The sequence below is a fragment of the Paenirhizobium cremeum genome, from assembly GCF_047553425.1.
In the GTDB taxonomy this organism is placed as follows: domain Bacteria; phylum Pseudomonadota; class Alphaproteobacteria; order Rhizobiales; family Rhizobiaceae; genus Allorhizobium; species Allorhizobium cremeum.
Genome location: NZ_CP180217.1, coordinates 1,265,091 through 1,285,312 on the forward strand (window position 1 = coordinate 1,265,091; position 20,222 = coordinate 1,285,312).

General features: G+C 61.8%; 26 protein-coding genes. 14 read left to right on the forward strand and 12 right to left on the reverse strand.

Features of this window, described 5'->3' with window-relative positions:
* The first annotated feature begins 268 nt into the window (after window positions 1-268).
* Entirely contained in the window at window positions 269-496 is a 228-nt protein-coding gene (locus tag ACLBKR_RS06255) for a hypothetical protein (protein WP_112828900.1), read from the forward strand.
* Here the strand turns inward: ACLBKR_RS06255 and dprA are convergent.
* From dprA to ACLBKR_RS06275, 4 genes are read right to left on the reverse strand one after another with little or no spacing between them, the layout of a single operon-like run.
* Window positions 449-1,603 (reverse strand): DNA-processing protein DprA, encoded by a 1,155-nt coding sequence (gene dprA / locus ACLBKR_RS06260; protein ID WP_112828899.1) that lies wholly within the window; start codon window positions 1,601-1,603, stop codon window positions 449-451. The two genes, ACLBKR_RS06255 and dprA, sit on opposite strands and share 48 nt — an antisense overlap.
* A gap of 4 nt (window positions 1,604-1,607) precedes the next feature.
* Window positions 1,608-2,225 carry a glycerol-3-phosphate 1-O-acyltransferase PlsY gene (gene plsY / locus ACLBKR_RS06265; protein WP_113425970.1) on the reverse strand — a complete coding sequence of 206 codons (618 nt, stop codon included), beginning with the start codon at window positions 2,223-2,225 and terminating at the stop codon, window positions 1,608-1,610.
* A gap of 27 nt (window positions 2,226-2,252) precedes the next feature.
* Entirely contained in the window at window positions 2,253-3,545 is a 1,293-nt protein-coding gene (locus ACLBKR_RS06270; RefSeq protein WP_113450868.1) for a dihydroorotase, read from the reverse strand.
* Window positions 3,542-4,498 (reverse strand): aspartate carbamoyltransferase catalytic subunit, encoded by a 957-nt coding sequence (locus ACLBKR_RS06275; RefSeq protein WP_112828896.1) that lies wholly within the window; start codon window positions 4,496-4,498, stop codon window positions 3,542-3,544. Before ACLBKR_RS06275 ends, ACLBKR_RS06270 begins: the two co-directional genes overlap by 4 nt.
* Before the next feature lie 122 nt (window positions 4,499-4,620).
* Here ACLBKR_RS06275 and ACLBKR_RS06280 point away from each other — a divergent pair, with 122 nt between their 5' ends.
* From ACLBKR_RS06280 to ACLBKR_RS06295, 4 genes are all read left to right on the forward strand, one after another.
* Window positions 4,621-6,273 carry an acyl-CoA dehydrogenase family protein gene (locus tag ACLBKR_RS06280; RefSeq protein WP_113486778.1) on the forward strand — a complete coding sequence of 551 codons (1,653 nt, stop codon included), beginning with the start codon at window positions 4,621-4,623 and terminating at the stop codon, window positions 6,271-6,273.
* Between the two features lie 165 nt (window positions 6,274-6,438).
* Window positions 6,439-7,026: an AAA family ATPase gene (locus tag ACLBKR_RS06285; protein ID WP_113448706.1), complete on the forward strand. Its 588-nt coding sequence runs from the start codon at window positions 6,439-6,441 to the stop codon at window positions 7,024-7,026.
* Window positions 7,027-7,238: 212 nt separating this feature from the next.
* The gene (locus ACLBKR_RS06290) at window positions 7,239-7,388 is read left to right on the forward strand and encodes a hypothetical protein (RefSeq protein WP_162708226.1); all 150 of its coding nucleotides are present in this window, start codon (window positions 7,239-7,241) and stop codon (window positions 7,386-7,388) included.
* On the forward strand, window positions 7,385-7,714 hold the full coding sequence (locus ACLBKR_RS06295; protein ID WP_113338805.1) for a DUF6105 family protein: 330 nt from the start codon (window positions 7,385-7,387) through the stop codon (window positions 7,712-7,714). The genes ACLBKR_RS06290 and ACLBKR_RS06295 overlap by 4 nt, the downstream gene beginning before the upstream one ends.
* Here ACLBKR_RS06295 and ruvX read toward each other — a convergent pair.
* Window positions 7,654-8,145, reverse strand: coding sequence for a Holliday junction resolvase RuvX (gene ruvX, locus ACLBKR_RS06300; RefSeq protein WP_113338806.1), 492 nt, complete (start codon window positions 8,143-8,145; stop codon window positions 7,654-7,656). The genes ACLBKR_RS06295 and ruvX overlap by 61 nt on opposite strands.
* 108 nt (window positions 8,146-8,253) lie before the next feature.
* Between ruvX and ACLBKR_RS06305 the strand changes: the two genes are divergently transcribed.
* The 3 genes from ACLBKR_RS06305 to gatA all read left to right on the forward strand — a co-directional run bounded on the left by ACLBKR_RS06305 (window position 8,254) and on the right by gatA (window position 10,884).
* Entirely contained in the window at window positions 8,254-8,958 is a 705-nt protein-coding gene (locus tag ACLBKR_RS06305; protein WP_112828891.1) for a metal-dependent hydrolase, read from the forward strand.
* Window positions 8,959-9,026: 68 nt separating this feature from the next.
* Window positions 9,027-9,314 carry an Asp-tRNA(Asn)/Glu-tRNA(Gln) amidotransferase subunit GatC gene (gatC, locus tag ACLBKR_RS06310; RefSeq protein ID WP_112828890.1) on the forward strand — a complete coding sequence of 96 codons (288 nt, stop codon included), beginning with the start codon at window positions 9,027-9,029 and terminating at the stop codon, window positions 9,312-9,314.
* Between the two features lie 88 nt (window positions 9,315-9,402).
* Window positions 9,403-10,884 carry an Asp-tRNA(Asn)/Glu-tRNA(Gln) amidotransferase subunit GatA gene (gatA, locus tag ACLBKR_RS06315; protein WP_112828889.1) on the forward strand — a complete coding sequence of 494 codons (1,482 nt, stop codon included), beginning with the start codon at window positions 9,403-9,405 and terminating at the stop codon, window positions 10,882-10,884.
* Window positions 10,885-10,942: 58 nt separating this feature from the next.
* Here gatA and ACLBKR_RS06320 read toward each other — a convergent pair whose 3' ends face one another.
* Entirely contained in the window at window positions 10,943-11,200 is a 258-nt protein-coding gene (locus ACLBKR_RS06320; RefSeq protein WP_112828888.1) for a YjhX family toxin, read from the reverse strand.
* A gap of 407 nt (window positions 11,201-11,607) precedes the next feature.
* Between ACLBKR_RS06320 and ACLBKR_RS06325 the strand changes: the two genes are divergently transcribed.
* The gene (locus ACLBKR_RS06325) at window positions 11,608-12,117 is read left to right on the forward strand and encodes a GNAT family N-acetyltransferase (RefSeq protein WP_112828887.1); all 510 of its coding nucleotides are present in this window, start codon (window positions 11,608-11,610) and stop codon (window positions 12,115-12,117) included.
* On the opposite strand, the gene ACLBKR_RS06330 is transcribed toward ACLBKR_RS06325, so the two are convergent.
* A complete protein-coding gene (locus tag ACLBKR_RS06330; RefSeq protein WP_113486780.1) occupies window positions 12,114-12,443 on the reverse strand; it encodes a DUF1294 domain-containing protein in 330 nt (109 codons plus the stop codon). The two genes, ACLBKR_RS06325 and ACLBKR_RS06330, sit on opposite strands and share 4 nt — an antisense overlap.
* A 143-nt stretch (window positions 12,444-12,586) precedes the next feature.
* Between ACLBKR_RS06330 and gatB the strand changes: the two genes are divergently transcribed.
* From gatB to ACLBKR_RS06355, 5 genes are all read left to right on the forward strand, one after another.
* Window positions 12,587-14,089: an Asp-tRNA(Asn)/Glu-tRNA(Gln) amidotransferase subunit GatB gene (gene gatB, locus ACLBKR_RS06335; RefSeq protein WP_113466740.1), complete on the forward strand. Its 1,503-nt coding sequence runs from the start codon at window positions 12,587-12,589 to the stop codon at window positions 14,087-14,089.
* 4 nt (window positions 14,090-14,093) lie between these two features.
* Window positions 14,094-14,594 carry a GNAT family N-acetyltransferase gene (locus tag ACLBKR_RS06340; RefSeq protein ID WP_113466741.1) on the forward strand — a complete coding sequence of 167 codons (501 nt, stop codon included), beginning with the start codon at window positions 14,094-14,096 and terminating at the stop codon, window positions 14,592-14,594.
* A gap of 138 nt (window positions 14,595-14,732) precedes the next feature.
* A complete protein-coding gene (locus tag ACLBKR_RS06345) occupies window positions 14,733-15,200 on the forward strand; it encodes a GNAT family N-acetyltransferase (protein ID WP_113486782.1) in 468 nt (155 codons plus the stop codon).
* Window positions 15,201-15,305: 105 nt separating this feature from the next.
* Window positions 15,306-15,704, forward strand: coding sequence for an NADH:ubiquinone oxidoreductase subunit NDUFA12 (locus ACLBKR_RS06350; RefSeq protein ID WP_112828882.1), 399 nt, complete (start codon window positions 15,306-15,308; stop codon window positions 15,702-15,704).
* Between the two features lie 147 nt (window positions 15,705-15,851).
* Entirely contained in the window at window positions 15,852-16,238 is a 387-nt protein-coding gene (locus tag ACLBKR_RS06355; RefSeq protein WP_244710968.1) for a DUF2155 domain-containing protein, read from the forward strand.
* A gap of 36 nt (window positions 16,239-16,274) precedes the next feature.
* On the opposite strand, the gene aat is transcribed toward ACLBKR_RS06355, so the two are convergent.
* The 5 genes from aat to ACLBKR_RS06380 form a co-directional block, all read right to left on the reverse strand.
* On the reverse strand, window positions 16,275-16,889 hold the full coding sequence (gene aat / locus ACLBKR_RS06360) for a leucyl/phenylalanyl-tRNA--protein transferase (protein WP_112828880.1): 615 nt from the start codon (window positions 16,887-16,889) through the stop codon (window positions 16,275-16,277).
* A 12-nt stretch (window positions 16,890-16,901) separates the two neighbouring features.
* A complete protein-coding gene (gene accC / locus ACLBKR_RS06365) occupies window positions 16,902-18,251 on the reverse strand; it encodes an acetyl-CoA carboxylase biotin carboxylase subunit (protein WP_112828879.1) in 1,350 nt (449 codons plus the stop codon).
* 4 nt (window positions 18,252-18,255) lie between these two features.
* Window positions 18,256-18,729 (reverse strand): acetyl-CoA carboxylase biotin carboxyl carrier protein, encoded by a 474-nt coding sequence (accB, locus tag ACLBKR_RS06370; RefSeq protein WP_112828878.1) that lies wholly within the window; start codon window positions 18,727-18,729, stop codon window positions 18,256-18,258.
* A gap of 22 nt (window positions 18,730-18,751) precedes the next feature.
* The gene (gene aroQ / locus ACLBKR_RS06375) at window positions 18,752-19,189 is read right to left on the reverse strand and encodes a type II 3-dehydroquinate dehydratase (RefSeq protein WP_113486784.1); all 438 of its coding nucleotides are present in this window, start codon (window positions 19,187-19,189) and stop codon (window positions 18,752-18,754) included.
* Between the two features lie 133 nt (window positions 19,190-19,322).
* Window positions 19,323-20,084 carry a DsbA family protein gene (locus ACLBKR_RS06380; RefSeq protein WP_112828876.1) on the reverse strand — a complete coding sequence of 254 codons (762 nt, stop codon included), beginning with the start codon at window positions 20,082-20,084 and terminating at the stop codon, window positions 19,323-19,325.
* Between the last annotated feature and the right edge of the window lie 138 nt (window positions 20,085-20,222).

A 20,222-nucleotide genomic window follows, 5' to 3' on the forward strand; every position in this document is an offset into this window, starting at 1 on the left:
TGTTTTTCTCTGCACCTCGATCAGTGCTTCCAATCCGGCGGCGTTCTTGCAGCCTGGCTTCGGGAACCCGTCCCGAAACCGGTTCCCCGAAATGGACAGGGATTCGGTCGCGGTCAAGGGGTAACGGACATTTTCTGCAGTATGCAACGCAATACAACCTATTGGAGATTAACTTGTGATTGCAATTTAGGATAAATGGGCTATCGTTTTCCGCAGATGTTTTGAGGGGGTGTTCGGTCGGCTCCGGACACAAATTGCGAGCTATGGAATGGTTTCGAAAATAAACGGTGCGGGCCGCGCGGACACGCGGGAGAACATAGCCTATATCAGGCAGATGCTCGGTGAGTTGCGCTCGGTCGCCGAGAGCGAGGGCGCGGAAATGCTCTGCTATCTCATCGAAATGGCTTATGTCGAGGCGGGCGACGTGCAGGCCGGCCGCCGTTCGCTGTCAATCCATCATGGAAATGGAAACAAGGCCACCGGCATGCCGGTGTAGGCGCCCGGCGATGTCGAGTTCGAGAAGCACCAGATAAACGGACTGCGCGGGCAATCCCGTGTGGCGGATGATGTCGTCCACCTCCACCGGTGTCGGCCCGAGCGCATCTATGATCCGTGTCCGGTCGGTTTCGCTGGGCGGCGGCGTCATCGGTCGCTCATGTTCTCCGCCGTCCGGTTCGTTTGCTTCCGGTTGGGAGAAGAGGTCGATCGCCGAAATCGGAGCGAGCGCTTCCAGGACATCCCCGGCGCGGGTCGTCACCGTGGCACCATCCTTCAGCAAACCGTTGGTGCCCTCGCAGCGCGGGTCGAGCGGCGAGCCGGGGACGGCAAAGACCAGCCGGCCGAACTCGCCGGCGAGCCTCGCCGTAATCAACGAGCCCGACCGGGCGGCGGCCTCGATCACGACAACGCCGAGCGAGACACCGGCAATCAGCCGGTTGCGACGGGGAAAGTCCCGCGCCCGGGCCTCCCAGCCGAAGGGCATTTCCGAAATCGCAAGACCTCGGCCGTCGCAGATTTCCCGGAAGAGATCGAGGTTTTCGGGAGGGTAGGGCTGGTCGAGGCCGCCGGCCATGGCGGCAATCGTTCCGGTATCGAGACTGGCGCGATGGGCGGCCGTATCTATGCCGCGGGCCAGGCCGGATATGATGGAATATCCGGTACGCCCGATCTCACGGGCCATCATGGCTGCAAATTTAGCACCGCTGATCGAGGCATTGCGTGAGCCGACGATACCGACGCTCGGCAGTGTCGCCGTCGCAAGATCGCCTTTAACGGCCAGCAGAGGAGGCGCCCCGTCGATCTGCCGCAATGCGGGAGGATAGTCGGGTTCGCCGATGCCGAGAAAGCGGGCGCCGAAACGTGCCGCAGTCTCGAGTTCCCTGAGAGCTTCGCTTTCGGAGGCGATCCGGATCGCGCGGGTCGATCCCCCGCGTCGGGAGAGTTCCGGCAGGGCTTCGATGGCGGTTTCCGCCGAACCGAAATGATTGATGAGGTCGCGGAAGGTGGCCGGGCCGACATTGTCGCTGCGAATCAGCCGAAGCCAGGCGATCCTTTGCCGGTCGGTGAGCGCAATCCCTTTTCGTCTTGCGCCGCCTGCCGGCATGCAGTCATCCCTTCTGCCCGATCTTGCTTTCCGTCCCGGCGATCAGCCGCTCGATATTCGGTTTGTGCCGCCAGTAGGTGATGACGGTCATGGCCGAGGTGACGAGAGAAGCTTCATGTGCGCCTAGTATCCACAGGACAACCGGAATGACAAGGGTTGCAACCAGAGCGGATAGTGAAGAGTAGCGGGAGAGATAGGCGATCGACAGCCAGACGATGGCGAACACCACGACCATCAGCGGCGCGACCCCGAGCAGGGTGCCGATATAGGTTGCGACACCCTTGCCGCCCTTGAAGCCGAGCCAGACCGGGAAGAGATGGCCGATGAAGGCGGCGAAGCCTGCCAGCAACCCGGCATTCTGGCCGAACACGGCCTGCGCGATCACGGCGGCGGCCGTCGCCTTCAGTGCGTCGAGCAGGAGCGTCGCGGCGGCAAGTTTCTTGTTGCCGGTTCTGAGCACATTGGTCGCGCCAATATTGCCCGAGCCGATCGAGCGCAGGTCGCCGAGGCCGGCCATGCGCGTCAGCACAAGGCCGAAGGGAATGGAGCCTAAGAGATAGCCGAGGCTGAGCACGGCGATGAGCGCCGGCCAGCCGATGGCGAGATAGTTCACTTCGGGCACGATTTTTCTCCCCCTTCGCTTACATCGTTAGAGCGAATGCACGCACTTGCCGGCGACATAGGTCGCAACCGCCCGGCCCGAGAAACGGGCGTCCTCGAACGGCGTGTTCTTGGAGCGCGACAGGAGCAGGTCCTTCGCCACCAGCCACGGCTCATCGAGATCGACGAGGGCGATGTCGGCATTGGCGCCGGGCTTCAGCGTACCCGCGTCGAGCCCGAAAATCTGAGCGGGACGGGTCGACATGGCGTCGATCAACCGCATCAGCGGAACCTGGCCATTGTGATGGAGGCGCAGTGCCGCAGACAGCATGGTCTCGAGCCCGATGGCGCCATCTTCCGCCTCCCCGAAGGGCAGACGCTTGGTATCGACACCCTGCGGATCATGCGACGAGACGATAATGTCGATCTTGCCTTCGGCCAGTGCCTGAACCATGCCCATCCGGTCATCCTCGGAACGAAGCGGCGGATAGAGCTTGAAGAAGGTGCGGTATTCGCCGATGTCGTTTTCGTTGAGTGTCAGATGATTGATGGAGACTGCGCAGGTGACGTTCGCGCCGCGCTTGCGGGCCGCCTCGATGGCCTCGACCGATTCCGGCACGGAGATCTGCGCCGCATGGTAATTCGCCCGGCTCAGGCCGGCGATCCTGAGATCGCGTTCCAGCGGAATGATCTCGGTTTCCTTCGGCACGCCCGACAGTCCGAGCCAGCTCGCCAGAAGTCCTTCGTTCATCACGCCGTTCGCCGCGAGATATTTCTCCCGCGTTTCGAGCGCGATGATGGCGCCGAACTCCCGCGAATAGGTCATGGCTCGGCGCAGCACCTGCGTATCGTACAGGCCGTGGCGGCCATTGGTGAAGACGACGGCGCCGGCTTCCCGCAAAAGGCCCATCTCCGTCATCTCGTTGCTGGTGAGCCCCTTGGTCAGGGCCGCTGCCGGATAGACGTTGACGACGGCCTTGTCGCGAGCGGTCTTGCGGACGAATTCCACCAGCGCGATGTCGTCGATCACGGGATCGGTCTCGGGCATCATGATGAAGGAGGTGACGCCGCCGGCGGCGGCCGCGCGGCTGGCCGATGCGATGGTTTCGCGGTGTTCCGAGCCCGGCTCTCCGACGAAGACGCGGGCGTCGACAAGACCCGGAATGGCGGTGAGGCCGGCGCAGTCGCGGACGTCCGCACCGGTGGGGATGCCCTGGTTCTGCGCGTCGTTGCTCGCTGCCGCGATGCGGCCGTCTGCATCGACGATGATCGTGCCGGTTTCGTCGAGATCGCGCGAAGGATCGACGATCCGGACATTCTTCAAGACGAGAGGCCTGCTCATGCGCCCATTCCTTCCGTGCGCGGACCCTGGTTCTGGGAAACGAGCAGCGCTTCCATGACGGCCATGCGGACGGCGACGCCCATTTCGACCTGTTGTTCGATCACGCTCTGGGGGCCATCCGCGACTTCCGAGGCGATCTCGACCCCGCGGTTCATGGGGCCGGGATGCATGACCAGCGCATCTTCCTTCGCCGCCTTAAGTTTCTCGGCGTCGAGGCCGTAGAAATGGAAGTATTCGCGCACCGAAGGCACGAAGGCGCCGGACATGCGTTCGCGCTGCAGGCGCAGCATCATCACGACGTCTGCGTCCTTCAGGCCTTCTTTCATGTCGTGATAGACCTCGACCCCCATGTCGGCGATCCCGGTGGGCAGCAGGGTTGCAGGAGCGACGACCCTAACCCTGGCGCCCATGGCGTTCAGCAGCAGAATGTTGGAGCGCGCGACCCGCGAATGCAGCACGTCGCCGCAGATGGCAACGATGATGCGGGAGAGCTTGCCCTTGGCGCGCCGGATGGTCAGCGCGTCGAGCAGCGCCTGCGTCGGATGCTCGTGCTGTCCGTCACCGGCGTTCACCACCGAGCAGGCGACCTTCTGGGCAAGGAGCGCTGCAGCGCCGCCCGAGGAATGCCTGACCACCAGAACATCCGGCCGCATGGCGTTGAGCGTCATCGCCGTATCGATCAGGGTCTCGCCCTTTTTGACGGAGGAATTGCCGACCGACATGTTCATCACGTCGGCGCCGAGGCGTTTTCCTGCCAGCTCGAACGAGGACTGCGTCCGGGTAGAGGCTTCGAAGAAGAGATTGATCTGGGTAAGGCCGCGGAGCGTGGAAGTCTTTTTCTCGCGCTGGCGGCTGATTTTGACGGCTTCGTCGGCCTTGTCGAGCAGATAGGTTATATCCTGTTCGGTAAGGCCCTTGATGCCAAGAAGATGGCGGTGGGGAAAGAAGACCATGGACGTCCTCCTGAGATGTCACGCGGTCTATAAAGATTGCCGGGCCAGGGGGCAAGCATATGCTATGTGGATAGTGAAGCCCTCCCCATGTTAAACGAGCGCTTTTCCGCTAGAAGATCGGCATGACCCCAATGAACCGGACTGAAGAAAAACTCGCTGCCCTGAACCAGCCGAAGCCCTGGTCCGGTGTGAATGCCTATCGTTCCGATCCGCTGCTCGTCGATCTGACGGCCGGTTTGCCGCGCAGCCTTCGCGAGGAATATGACGTCATCGGCAAATATGTGACCTCGCATGAGGCGCAGGAACTCGCCCGCATGGCAAACCAGAGCCCGCCGGTGCTGCGCACCCATGGCGTGCGCGGCGAGCGGCTCGACGTGGTCGAGTTCCACCCCGCCTGGCATGCGCTGATGCGGCGCTCCATGTCCGTCGGCCTGCATTCCTCCGTCTGGGAAAACCTGCCGGATGCCCGCGGCCACGAACACAAGGCCCGCGCCACCCGCTTCTTTCTCACCGCCCAGCTCGAAACCGGCCATCTCGGAGCGTTGACGACCACCAGCGCATCGGTTGCCGCTCTCGTGGCCGCGCCGCATATACAAAAGGAATGGGCACCGAAGATCCTGTCACGGAAGTATGATTCGTCGAACAAGCCACCGTTGCAGAAGACGGCCGTGACGCTCGGCATCGGCATGACGGAAAAGCAGGCCGGCACCGATGTGCGGGCGATATCTACTTCCGGCGAACGGGTGGGCGAGGGGATCTATCGCCTTTCCGGTCACAAGTGGTTCATGTCCGCGCCGATGAGCGACGGCTTCGTCATGCTGGGCCAGACCAAGGATGGCATGGGGTGCTTCCTCGTGCCGCGTCTGCTGGAGGACGGTTCCTCCAACGGGCTCGAATTCCAGCGACTGAAGGACAAGATCGGCAACCGTTCGAATGCAACGGCGGAAGTCGAGTTCTCGGATGCGTTCGGCTATCTGCTTGGCACGCCGGGCGATGGTATCCGCACCATTCTCGACATGGTGACGCTGACCCGGCTCGACTGCGCACTGGCCTCGGCCGGCATCATGCGCGCCTCGATGGCGGAAGCCGTGCATCATGTCCGGGGGCGTTCGGCCTTTGGCAAGAAACTGATCGATCAGCCGATCATGACGCGCGTGCTGGCCGATATGGCTCTTGACGTCGCCGCCGCTACGACGCTTGCCTTCAAGCTTGCCGACACCTTCGACCGCGCCCGGGAAAACCCTGTTGACGCGGCTTATGCCCGCGTCATGACGCCGGTGGTGAAATACTGGATCTGCAAGATCGCGCCGGCGCTGATCTACGAGGCGATGGAATGCATCGGCGGCAGCGGATACATTGAGGAACGGCCGATCGCCCGTCATTATCGGGAGGCACCGGCGGCGGCGCTCTGGGAAGGCTCGGGCAATGTCATGGCGCTGGACGTCCTGCGCGTTCTCGAGCGTGGCAAGGATCTGATCGACACGCTCTTTGCGGGCTTCGAGCGGGATCTCGGCCCCTCCGGCAAGAAGACCGTCGAAGTCCTGCGCGCGGCGACCGCTCTTGCCGAACGCGACGAAGGGGCGGCACGCCTGCTGATCGAACAGATGGCGCTGGTTGCTTCGGCGGCCGAACTCTACCGGCTGGGCGCCGGCAAGATCGCCGACGCCTTCCTCGAATCACGGCTCGCGGGCGGCTGGCGTCATACCTACGGCGTGCTCGATGCCCGTTTCGACGCGCGCTACGTCCTCGATCTTCTCTACCCGGCAGCGACCTGATCGCCTTCCAGGCCAACTGAGCGTTCTGATCTTGAGTCCATGGTAAGCCGGGGGTAGTCTCCCCGGTGTCGATGCGTATGCGCCGTGTCCGGCCCCCGTCGCGCGCCTTTTCCCCCGATGATCCGATCGCAATCGCCTGTTGCCGTGCCGGCGAAGGAGACATTCATGAATCATGTTCTGAACGAAGGCGAATATCGCCTTGAAAACATTGCTGCCCGCCGCGACGATCTCGTCATGATCTCCGGCTGCTCCGGCGGGGGCAAGTCGACATTGCTCGAAGAATTGTCGCGGCGCGGCTTTGCCACATGCGAGGAACCGGGGCGACAGGTGGTCCGCGAACAGCTTTTCATCGACGGTGACGCGCTGCCATGGACGAACCTTTCCCTCTTTGTCGAACTGACCGTCTCGCGTTCGATCAATTTCATGACGGAAGCGAGCCGCAGGGGAGGGCGAACCTTCTTCGATCGCGGGATCGTCGATCAGATTGCCGGGTTGGAACAGGCTGGGCATGCCGTTCCCCCGACATACCTCCGGGCAGTGGAAAGCCTGCGCTACCGTCGCCCGGTCTTTCTGCTGCCGCCATGGCCGGAGATCTACAGGAACGATGCCGAGCGGCGCCACGATCTCACCGCCGCCATTGAGGCATTTCACCATCTGGAGAATGCCTACCGTCGCTTCGGCTACGATCTGGTCGAGGTGCCGAGAATGGATGTCAGGCAACGGGCGGACTTCATTCTTTCCATGCTCCCGTAACGGGAAGGAGGGTGCGAGTTCGCCATGCCCACACTCTGCTTTCCCCTGTAACGACCGGTGGATTTCCGGCTTTCCTGATGGACGCTCTTGCGTTATCCCCAGGCGCCGTTAACCTTAACAAATGGTTTACGTTGCGTCGCTCCGGTTAAGGGGTCAGTTTCCGGACAGGGACAGGCCGGACCAGCGGGGCGCGACAGAGCGGAATGACAAGAGTGACTTTGGTTTTGGTCATGATGGCGTTTTTCGCGGTGCTTGCGCTGGATATCGCCGTTCCGGCCATGGTTCTGAGCGCAATGGCTCTGCTGCGGTGGACCGTGTGCTACTGGCCGTCGCCACGGCTGTATGAGGAGAGGGCGGCATGAAGACCTTCCTGATTCTGTGGGCTGCCCCCATCGTTCTGCTCGGTAGCTGGTACGGGCTTTCCTACTACGACATGAGCTTCGGTATCTTTATGCTCACCCGGCAGGCGCATGATCTTGTCTTCCAGGTCTACGGCCAGATCCTCGGCATTCCGCCGGAAACCATTCCGCCGCTGGTCGCGCGCGCCATCGCCTTCGACAGCCTGCTGGTTTTCGCCATTATCGGCTTTCGTCGCCGCAGGAAGATCCTCGCATGGTGGAAGGCGCGTCAGGTCTCTTCAGCTCGTGAGGATTTGCGCAGTGTCGACAACCTGTCGAGTGCGCCCTGAAGGATGAAGCTTGCTGCAGCCGAGTCGATCCGCTCGCTGCGCTTGGCCCTGGAAACGTCCATTTCCAGAAGCGCCCGTTCCGCTGCCACCGTCGATAGCCGTTCGTCCCAGTAGACGAAGGGAATATCGGTCTTTTCCGACATCGAACGCACGAAGGCGCGAGTGGCCTGGACGCGCGGTCCGGCCGAGCCGTCCATGTTCATCGGCAGTCCGATGACAAAGGCGGCGATCTTTTCCCTGACGGCGAAATCGATCAGGATTTCCGCGTCCTTCGTGAATTTTGTCCGCTTGATTACAGGACGTGGGCTTGCGAAACGAAGACCGATATCCGACATGGCAAGACCGATGGTCTTGGTCCCGAGATCCAGTCCGGCGACCGGTCGTCCGGGTGGAAGGGTTTCGGCGAGTTCCTCGATTGTCAGTGTCGTCATCGCCTTTTCCTTGCCGCGCGCCGCGGTCGCTACTTTCCGTCACGGCCATATGCCATATTTTTATCCGACGAAACAATTTCGCCTTCCTGTCCCCCAAAGGAGAATTCCATGAAAATCACCTGGCTCGGCCATTCCGCCTTCCGTCTGGATACGGCCAAGGCAAGCATCCTCATCGATCCGTTCCTCACGGGAAACCCGGGTTTCGCCGGTCTCGACCTCAAGGATGCAACGGCTGGCGTCACCCATATCCTTCTGACCCACGGTCATGGGGACCATGTCGGTGATGCCATTCGTCTGGCCAATGAAACCGGCGCAACCGTGCTCGCCAATGCCGACCTTGCCGCCTGGCTCGGTTCCAAGGGCGTTTCGAAGATCGAGGCGGGCAATACCGGCGGCACGGTCGCCTTCGACGGCTTTACCGTGACCTTCACCAATGCTCTGCATTCCTCCGCCCAGATCACCGAGGACGGCGTTTCCCACGCGCTCGGCAATGCCAACGGCCTGATGCTGCACATCGATGACGAGCCCTCGCTGCTGCACATGGGCGATACCGACATCTTCTCGGACATGAAGCTCATCAACGAACTGCACCAGCCGGATATCGGTCTCGTGCCGATCGGCGACCGCTTCACCATGGGTGGCGCCGTTGCTGCGCTCGCCTGCCAGCGCTTCTTCGATTTCCACACGGCAATTCCCTGCCACTACGGTTCCTTCCCGATCATCGACCGGACGCCGGAGAAATTCGTGGCCGGCATGGAGGGAACGAAGACGAAGGTGGAGACGCCGAAGCCCGGCCATAGCCTTGAAGTCTGAGAAATCCCCGTTGCGCCATGGCCTGCCGGCCATTATAGCGAAGGAAACATAAGACCTGGAGAATACCGATGTCCGTTGATCTCAAGACCGTCAAGCGTGTGGCACATCTGGCCCGCATCGCCCTCAACGAGGAAGAAGCACAGCGCATGATGGGAGAGCTCAACGGCATCCTCGGCTTCGTCGAACAGCTTTCCGAGGTTGACGTGACGGGCGTCGAACCGATGACGTCGGTGACTCCCATGGCGATGAAGAAGCGCTCCGACGTGGTGAACGACGGCGACAAGGCCGAGGACATCGTCGCCAACGCGCCGGAAACGGATCGCAACTTCTTCCTGGTGCCGAAGGTCGTCGAATAGGCCTTTGCGCTTCGCGACAACCGCATCCGCCCTGCATTCCATCTCTGGCCGCTTCCCGAGCGCCGCTATTTTGAAGTGAACCGACATCATGAGCGAACTGACCAGCCTCACCATTGCCGAAGCCCGCGCCAAGCTGGCCGCGAAGGAGATCAAGGCCCTCGAACTGACCGAGGCCTACATTCAGGCGATCGAGGCGGCCAATGACGTCATCAATGCCTATGTCACCGTCACGCCGGAAAAGGCGCGCGAGATGGCCAAGGCTTCCGACGAACGCATTGCGGCCGGCAAGGCTGGCGCGCTGGAAGGCATTCCGCTCGGCATCAAGGATCTTTTTGCCACCAGGGATATCCACACCCAGGCCTGCTCCGACATCCTGAACCGTTTCAAGCCGAAATACGAATCGACCGTGACCCAGAACCTCTGGGATGACGGCGCGGTCATGCTCGGCAAGCTCAACATGGACGAGTTCGCCATGGGCTCTTCCAACGAGACCTCTCACTACGGGCCGGTGGTCAATCCGTGGAGGGCGAAGGACTCGAACGAGAAGCTGGTTCCCGGCGGCTCGTCCGGCGGTTCGGCCGCTGCCGTTGCAGCACAGCTCTGCGCCGGCGCCACTGCAACCGACACAGGCGGTTCGATCCGCCAGCCGGCCGCCTTTACCGGCACCGTCGGCATCAAGCCGACCTATGGCCGCTGCTCGCGTTGGGGCGTCGTTGCCTTCGCATCCTCGCTCGACCAGGCCGGCCCGCTCGCCCGTGACGTGCGCGATGCCGCGATCCTGCTGAAATCCATGGCCTCGACCGATGCCAAGGACACGACGTCCGTCGACCTGCCGGTGCCGGATTACGAAGCCGCTCTCGGCCAGTCGTTGAAGGGCATGAAGATCGGTATCCCGAAGGAATACCGCGTCGAGGGCATGCCGGACGAGATCGAGACGCTCTGGCAGCAGGGCATCGCTTGGCTGAAGGAGGCCGGTGCCGAGATCGTCGATATCTCCCTGCCGCACACCAAATACGCGCTTCCCGCCTATTACATCGTCGCTCCCGCCGAGGCCTCTTCGAACCTGGCGCGTTACGACGGCGTGCGCTACGGCCTGCGTGTCGACGGCAAGGATATTGCCGACATGTACGAGAAGACCCGCGCCGAAGGCTTCGGCACCGAGGTCAAGCGCCGCATCATGATCGGCACCTATGTGCTTTCGGCCGGCTACTACGATGCCTATTACCTGCAGGCCCAGAAGGTCCGCACGCTCATCAAGCGCGACTTCGAACTTGCCTTCCATGCGGGTGTCGACGCGATCCTGACGCCGGCAACCCCGTCTTCCGCCTTTGCCATCGGCGACAAGGAACTCGCCGCCGATCCGGTGAAGATGTATCTGAACGACATCTTCACGGTAACGGTCAACATGGCGGGTCTGCCGGGCCTTTCCGTTCCGGCCGGTCTCGACTCGAAGGGCCTGCCGCTCGGCCTCCAACTCATCGGAAAGCCTTTCGAGGAAGAAACGCTGTTCCGGACTGCTCACGTCATCGAACAGGCGGCCGGAAAGTTCAGCCCGGCCAAGTGGTGGTAATCGACCGATCCTCCGTTCTGAAAGAATTGCGGCGCCGGAAGGCGCCGCTTTGGTTTCGTCACCTGTTGTCGGGCTGTGACCTGACCAGCACGAGACCACGTTCGGTGATGCGGTAGGGTTTGCCGCCTTGCGACTTGATCGCCTTCTTCTGCTTGAGCTTGCGAAAGGCGATGACGTCGAGGCCGCTGAACACCCAGCCTTCGCGGGTGAAGAGCTGGATCTTCTCGATTCTGCGGTTGTCGTCCCGGATAAGTTCTATGCGCCCGCCCTGAGCGAGCAGGTGCAGGATGCGCTGTTCGGCGCGGGAAATGTCCATGGTCGTGTGATTCCGTAAAGGCGCTCTTTCGCGAGCGCACACAAAAACGATCCGGCGCCATCAGGCGTCGGGGCTTCGTTTTCGGGCCCTTGCGCGCGTATCGGCAGCGATCGCGGGCAGGGCCTTTACCGGGACTCGGACGAACCGAACATCAACACTCCATAAGTTGCATCGTGAAGATGCTTATCGGGATGGCGCAGGTCAAGCCGGTCGGCTTCCGTGGCGCTTCTTTTCCGCTTCTGCGGCTCGCCGGCCACACTATTCGTGACATTAATACATTGAATGATTAGCTAATTAACTAAATAGAGAAATCCAAGATTGCAGGGAGGGGTGGCGACGCCGCCGGGTTGCGGACTGGAAAATCCCGCGTTGCAATGCTCTACTGAGTGAGGAAGGGTGGGACGTGGATGTTTACGATACGCAATGCACGCCGCGACGAGGCCGATCTCCTGGCGCTGATCGGATTTCGGGCCTGGGAGAAGGCGATGATCCCTGTCGGCGAGAGCAGGGCCATGGTCGATAACGCCCGAACGGCCTTCCTGAATTTCACCCGCTCCGAATGGCTGACCATTTCCGTCATTGAGAAGAGCGGAGTTCCCGCCGGCTGGGCCGCGCGCGAGGAACTGGACGAGAATATCACGGATCTGTGGATCGATCCGGAACATCAGCGTCAGGGGCTGGGCTCTGCGCTTCTGGAGGAGGTGGAGCGCGAGATCGTGCGCCAGGGGTTCGCCCGGGCAAGCCTTCAGACCCATGCGAGGAATCAGGAAGCTGTCGATTTCTTCGAGAAGCATGGCTATGCCGTGCACTGGCTGACAACCGCCTACAATCCGAAGCTCGATCGCGACGTTCAATCGGTCGGCATGTCCAAGCAACTCGTGGCCGTCGAGCCGCGCGGATACGGACAGGAGTTTTAGCTGCGGCCCAGCAATCGATGCAGGGCTTCCGCCGCCGCGCCGCTTTCGCGGGCGACAAGCGCGACGGACAGGGCGAACATCTGCAGGATGAAGAATGCCGGCAGGGCTACCGGAAACGGCGATTTGCGCGTCTTGTGGCGAAGCAGTCTCTGGGCGAGCAGCGCCCCGATGCCGCCACCGAGAAAGGCGAGCGCGAGCAGTGTCGTTTCCCGCACTCGCCAGTCGCCGGTGCCGGCCGCCCGCTTGTCCCACCAATAGATGCAGAATACGGCGCCATTGTAGAGCGCGGCGACGGCAAGCAATATCGGGATCGTTTCGTTGGTCATCCGTCGATGCTGCCTGAGGCCGATTAATGTTCGGTGTGTCCGGGCCGGCTTCATCTGTTCCCCGCAGGCCGGAGAAGCCTTGCGCCACCGCCACATTTGTTCTACCTCACGGGCTTGAAAACTCCACATGACACGAGCATCCGATGACCCTAGTTGACACGCGCACGCCCGATCCGAAACGCCTCATTCCCGGTGCCACCGGCGACTGGGAAGTGATCGTTGGCATGGAGGTCCACGCCCAGGTGACGAGCAATTCGAAGCTCTTCTCCGGCGCCTCGACCACCTTCGGCAATGCGCCGAATTCCAACGTGTCGCTGGTGGATGCAGCCATGCCCGGTATGCTGCCCGTCATCAACGAGGAATGCGTCAAGCAGGCGGTTCGCACCGGCCTTGGCCTCAAGGCGCAGATCAACAAGCGTTCGATCTTCGACCGCAAGAACTACTTCTATCCGGACCTGCCGCAGGGCTACCAGATCTCCCAGTTCAAGGACCCGATCGTCGGCGAGGGCAAGATCACCATTTCGCTCGGACCGGACCGTCAGGGCCAGTTCGAGGACATCGAGATCGGCATCGAGCGCCTGCATCTGGAACAGGATGCCGGAAAGTCGATGCACGACCAGCATCCGACCATGTCCTATGTCGACCTCAACCGCTCGGGCGTCGCGCTGATGGAAATCGTGTCCAAGCCCGACATGCGCTCCTCGGACGAGGCCAAGGCCTACATGACCAAGCTCCGCTCGATCGTCCGCTACCTCGGCACCTGCGACGGCAACATGGACGAAGGCTCCATGCGTGCCGACGTCAACGTCTCCGTGCGCAAGCCGGGCGGCGAGTTCGGTACGCGCTGCGAGATCAAGAACGTCAACTCCATCCGCTTCATCGGTCAGGCCATCGAATACGAGGCGCGCCGCCAGATCGCCATCCTGGAAGACGGCGGTGTGATCGAGCAGGAGACCCGCCTCTTCGATCCCAACAAGGGCGAGACGCGCTCCATGCGCTCCAAGGAGGATGCGCACGATTATCGCTACTTCCCCGATCCGGATCTGCTGCCGCTCGAATTCGACGACGCCTTCATCGAGGAACTGAAGAAGGATCTCCCGGAACTGCCCGACGACAAGAAGGCCCGTTTCGTGCGCGAACTCGGCCTGTCGATCTACGATGCCTCCGTTCTGGTCTCGGAAAAGGCGATCGCCGACTATTTCGAGGAAGTCGCGGCCGGCCGTGACGGCAAGACGGCTGCGAACTGGGTCATCAACGACCTGCTCGGAGCGCTGAACCGTACCGGCAAGAGCATCGAGGAAACGCCGGTATCTCCGGCCCAACTCGGCGCGATCATCGACCTCATCAAGGCCGAGACCATCTCCGGCAAGATCGCCAAGGATCTCTTCGAGATCGTGTTGGCCGAGGGCGGCGATCCTGTCGAGATCGTGGAAACCCGCGGCATGAAGCAGGTGACCGATACCGGCGCCATCGAAAAGGCCGTCGACGAGATCATTGCCGCCAACCCGGATCAGGTCGAGAAGGTCAAGGCCAAGCCGACGCTCGCCGGCTGGTTCGTCGGACAGGTGATGAAGGCGACCGGCGGCAAGGCCAACCCGCAGGCCGTGCAGGCGCTGGTCAAGGTCAAGCTCGGCATCGAGGAGTAATCCCTTGTATTTCGTTCGCACCGCGAGCGAGCGTGACGTCGGGCAGGTGAGAACCCTGCTCGACGAAACTTTTCATGTGACCTACGATCCGTTCTACGGTGCCGACAGGGTGCGGCAGATGGTCGATGGCTGGCATTCCGCAAACGCCATTCGCGCGCGCATCGGCAAGCCTGGGGCGGAATTTCTCGTCGCCGATAGCGGCCGGGAGATCGGCGGCCTCGGCTATGCCGCCATGTATCCCAAGATGGCGAAGACCGTCATGCTGCATCAGCTCTATGTTCGGCCGTCCTGTCAGAACGAGGGGATCGGCCGCGACATCTTCGCGGAGTTGGAGACCTGCTTTCCCGAAGCTGAGATCATGCGGGTCGAGGTGGCGTTGCCGAATGTCCGGGCAATGTCCTTCTACGAGCGTCTCGGCTTTTCCGAGGTCGACCGCATGGAGGAGTGGGGCGCACCGAATTCCGGCCTGCCAGCGATCATCATGGAAAAACGGCTGGAGTTCTGATCCAGCCCGCACGACTGTTTTCCGGTGGCGCCTAGGGGCTTCGCGGGCGAAAATTGTCGTGCAAAATCCGTTGTCGTCACACAACCGTCCCGTAGCGCTCTATAGCTTCGCGAAAAACGGACGGGAAAGGAAGACCGCATGCAGGCGCCGGATATCACGATCAGGGAAGCAGATAGGCATGATGTGGCCGCCATTGCCGCCATCCTGGCGGCAGATACCCTCGGTGGCCATGGGGACACGACGGACCCGGCCGCGCTTCCGGGCTATCTTGCCGCCTTCGACCGCATTGCCGCTTCCCCCTGCGAGACGCTCTATGTCGCCGAGCGGAACGGGGAGGTTGTCGCGACCTGCCAGACGCTGGCCACCACCACGCTGTCCGGCCGCGGCGGTACGTCGATGATCGTCGAAACGGTCTTCACTCGCCCGGATTGCCGGGGGCAGGGCATCGGGGCGATGATGATCCATCACTGCGTCGATCGGGCAAGACGTCAGGGCATGCGCCGCGTGCAACTGACCTCCAATGCGGCGCGCAAGGATGCCCATCGTTTCTACGAACGGCTTGGTTTTACCCAGAGCCATCTCGGCTTCAAACTGCAGCTGAAATGACCTTTCGTGCCTCGCGAATCACTAGACAACGGCGCTGCAAGGCTGCATAAGCGGAAGACGTTTTTAGCAAGCGCCTTGCCCGTCGGCAAAGCCCAAGGAAAAGACATGAAGCAGCTTCTGTTGGAACTTTTCACCTGGTGGAACGGTCAGACCATGGGAACGCGTTTCTTCACCTGGCGCCATGGCAAGCGCGTCGGCGAAGACGAGTTGGGAAATGTCTACTACGAGGGTGGTACCACGTCTTTCGGCCTTCCGCGCCGCTGGGTCATCTACAAGGGCTATGCCGACGCTTCCAAGATTCCGACCGGTTGGCATGGTTGGATGCACTACCGCACCGACGTGCCGCCGACCAAGGAAGACTACAAGGCTCGTGAATGGCAGAAGCCGCACCGTCCGAACCAGACCGGCACCGCTCTTGCCTATCGTCCGCCGGGCTCTCTCGCCGTCCCGGGCGAGCGTCCGCGTGTCACCGGCGACTATGACGCCTGGACGCCCGGCAACTGACACCCGATTTGGCCACAATTGGACTCTAGGGCCAAGGTTACGTGGCCCTTTTTCTTTATGGGTCGTCGGAAAACGAGAAGCGGGAGATTGGTGGATATGAAGCGTTCCGGGTTGGGCTCGGCCACTGGTGTCATCTGCGCGGCGGTCATGGCCGTCGGCGTCGTTGCTCTGGTCGGAAACGAGCCCGCGAGAGCGGCCCGCATCACCAATCCCGTGGCTGAATTCGCCGGCATCGACAAGATTACCGGACGCATCACGTCCTTCGACGTCTATATCGACGAGACCGTGCAGTTCGGTGCCCTTCAGGTCACGCCCAAGGTCTGTTATTCGCGCGACGAGACCGAGGCGCAGAAGATCGATGCCTTCGTCGAGGTCGATGAAATCACCCTGGACCGCAAGATACGCCGCATCTTTTCCGGCTGGATGTTCGCCGACAGTCCGGCGCTCAACGCCGTCGAACACGCGATCTATGACGTCTGGCTGACCGGCTGCAAGCAGGCTTCGGACGTTCCGGCACCGCCAAAGACCAACTGAGCAGTTGCCCGAGGCCGGATTGGCGCGCTGGTACCGTCAGAAGGGCAGGGTCTCCGACTGCATCGCCTTGTCCAGCAGTTTCAGATAGTCTTCCTTCGGCACATCGATCGCGCCGAATGTCTTCAGGTGTTCGGTGGTGAACTGGGTATCGAGCAGGGTAAATCCACGCGCCTTCAATCGCTCGACCAGATAGACCAGGCAAATCTTCGAGGCATTCGTCCGGCGTGAGAACATGCTCTCGCCGAAAAAGGCCGAGCCCAGGGATACGCCGTAGAGGCCTCCGACCAGTTCATCGCCTTCAAAGGCTTCGACCGAATGGGCATGGCCCAGCCGATGGAGTGCGCCATAGAGTTCGCGGATTGTCTGGTTGATCCATGTGCTTGGGCGGTCTTCGACCTCCTCCGCGCATTTGGCGATCACGGTGTCGAAGGCCGTGTCGAAGCGGATGTCGAAGGGTTTCTGGCGGATGGCCTTGGCGAGGCTTTTGGAAACATGGAACTGCTCCAGCGGCAGGATGCCGCGCAGTTCCGGCTCGACCCAGAAGATCTCCGGATCGTCGGCCGCGTCCGACATGGGGAAGAGGCCGATGGAATAGGCGCGCAGCAGAAGTTCGGGGGTTATCCTCTGATCCCTGCTGCGGCGCCCTGCCATTCTTCTTTCACCTCATGCGGAGGTCCTGGCCAGATAATCTTCCAGCCAGTGGATGTCGTAATCGCCGTTCGCGATGTCCTGGTTGGCCACCAGGTCCTGGAAGAGCGGCAATGTGGTCTTGATTCCGTCCACGACGAATTCGTCGAGCACACGGCGCAGACGCATCATGCATTCGACACGGGTCCGTCCATGCACGATCAGCTTGCCGATCAGGCTGTCGTAATAGGGCGGAATCTTGTAGCCGGCATAGGCGCCGGAATCGACGCGAACGCCGAGCCCGCCGGGAGCATGGAAATGCGTGATCGTGCCCGGTGAAGGGACGAACGTGCGCGGGTCCTCGGCGTTGATGCGGCACTCGATCGCATGGCCGGAGAAGGTGATCTCGTCCTGCGTGACGGAGAGGCCCGCGCCGGAGGCGACGCGGATCTGCTCATGCACCAGGTCGATGCCGGTGATGGCCTCGGTGATCGGATGTTCCACCTGCAGGCGGGTGTTCATTTCGATGAAATAGAACTCGCCGTTTTCATAGAGGAACTCGATCGTGCCGGCGCCCCGGTACTTCATCTTCTTCATGGCGTCGGCGCAGATCTTGCCGATCTTCATGCGTTGCTCGACGTTGAGCGCCGGGGAATTCGCCTCTTCCCAGACCTTCTGGTGGCGGCGCTGCAGCGAGCAGTCGCGTTCGCCCAGATGGATCGCATTGCCTTCGCCGTCACCGACCACCTGGACTTCGATATGACGCGGCTTGCCGAGGTATTTCTCCATGTAGACCGCTGGGTTGCCGAAGGCTGCAGCCGCTTCCGTCCGTGCCGTATTGAAGGCCTCTTCCAGCTCGCCCTCGGTCTTGGCGACCTTCATGCCGCGGCCGCCGCCGCCTGCGGTTGCCTTGATGAGGACCGGGAAGCCGATCTTGCGGGCGGTTTCCAGGACATTTTCCGGCGTGACCTCGCCATCGGAGCCTGGAACGACGGGAATACCGAGTTCCACGGCCGTCTGCTTGGCCGTGATCTTGTCACCCATCAGGCGGATATGTTCGGCAGTCGGCCCGATGAAGGTGATGCCATGGGCTTCTAGGATGTCGGCGAACTTGGCGTTCTCGGACAGGAAGCCGTAGCCGGGATGCACGGCGTCAGCGCCGGTGATTTCGCAGGCTGCGACGATCTGATGGATGTTCAGATAGCTGTCGCGCGACGGTGGCGGGCCAATGCACACGCTTTCGTCGGCCAGGCGGACATGCATCGCATCGGCGTCGGCCGTGGAGTGAACGGCAACGGTGGCGATGCCGAGTTCCTTGCAGGCACGCAGGACGCGCAGCGCGATTTCGCCGCGATTGGCTATGAGGATCTTGGAAATGGTGCTCATCGGCTTACTCGACGACGACCAGCGGCTCGCCATATTCGACCGGGCGACCATCTTCCACGAGGATCTCTACGACCTTGCCGGAGCGCGGTGCAGGGATCTGGTTCATGGTCTTCATGGCTTCGATAATCAGGAGGGTCTGGCCTTCCTTGACGATCGAGCCGACTTCGACGAAGGGACGGGCACCTGGTGCCGGGGCGAGATAGGCGGTGCCCACCATCGGAGCCGTCACGGCATTGGCAAGGTTGCGGGCCGGTTCGGCGACAGCTGCAGCTGTGGCAGCCGCAACGGGGGCGGCAGCCGGAGCCGCGACTTGGTACGACGGCATCTGCGGCATTGCCATCATCTGCGGTGCTGCCCGCGATACGCGGATGCGCAGGTCTTCCTGCTCGACTTCGATCTCGCTGAGATCCGTCTCGTTGAGGATGTTGGCCAGATCACGGATCAGAGCCTGATCGATTCCCGATTTCTTTTCAGCCATGGAATGGGGTCCTGTATTCTTGTTATTGCGTGATGTTCTTCAGCGCGTGCAGCGCCAGGATATAGCTATGGGGGCCGAAGCCGCAGATCATGCCCTTCGCGGCGGGCGCTATCATCGATTTATGGCGGAATTCCTCGCGCGCATGGATGTTGGAGATATGGACCTCCACCACCGGTATCGAAACGGCCCGGATCGCATCGTGGAGCGCGATCGATGTGTGGCCGTAGGCGCCGGGATTGATGGCGATGCCTGCGGCCTTGTCTCCGGCTTCGTGAATCCAGTCGACGAGTACGCCTTCATGGTTCGATTGCCGGAAATCGACGGCGAAGCCGAGTTCATTTCCGGCCGTCTTGCAGTCCGTCTCGATATCGGCAAGCGTCTTGCCGCCGTAGATCCCGGGCTCCCGCTTGCCGAGGGCATTGAGATTAGGGCCGTTCAGGACGTAAATGATCTTGCTCATAAGCGGTTCCGTCGACTTTCAACCGCCTCCTATAGACTGGCAGACCCGCAAGGGAAAGCCCCTTCCGGGCAAACGACGGAGCGTTCCCCCGGAAAACACGGGATGCAAGCGGAGAAGGCGGCGTTGACGCCCGTCAGCAGGTGGCCTTGCCGCAGGTGCGGACATTGGCAAGCTTCTGTTCGATCGCCTCGGAGCCGATGGCGCCGAACACGGCCTCGTTGCCGACGATGTAGGACGGTGTGCCGGTGATGCCGAGGCTGGTGGCCAGCTGGTAGGCTTCTTTCACCTGGTCGTCATTGGGGCTTGCCGCCATCTTTGCGCGGATCTGCTCCTCGCTCACGCCGAGCGAGGCGGCGACATCGAGGGCGGCCTGTTCGTCCGCGCGTCCCTTGCCACCGAGGAGAGCGCGGTGGAAGTCGCCGTATTTTTCAGGCGCGATCTGGCGGAAAGCGTAGGAGACCTTGTGCGCGGCAAGCGAATCCGGTCCGAGAATCGGGAATTCCTTGAGCACGAAACGCACATTCTTGTCCTTCGACAGGATGTCGTCCATGTCGGACAGCGCCCGCTTGCAGTAACCGCAGTTGTAGTCGAAGAACTCGACCACAGTCACGTCGCCCTTCGGATTGCCGAGCGAGATGTCATGCTCGGAGGAGAACAGCGCATCCTTGTTGTCGCCGACGGCGGCCGAGGCCTGCTGCTGGCGCGCCTCGTACTGCTTCTTTTCGAGAGCGTCCTGCACGTCCAGCATGATTTCCGGATTGGCGATCAGGTATTCCTTGATGAATTCGCCGATTTCCTTCTTCTCGGCGTCATCGAGTGCGAGCGCGGCTGTCGGCAGTATCGCCGGCAGGATGACGAGCGCCGTCGCGGCGAGCTTCCTGAACGTCAGGGTCATGTCTTTCCTCTTGATCCTTTTCCGCCGCAGCGGTGTCTGGCTGTCGGAGCGCTTGTCGGGGGAGCGCTGCGTTGTGCAATAGCGTAGCGGCGGCCCATGGCAAGGGAAATCGGAAAAATGGCCGCAGCGTCGCGCTCT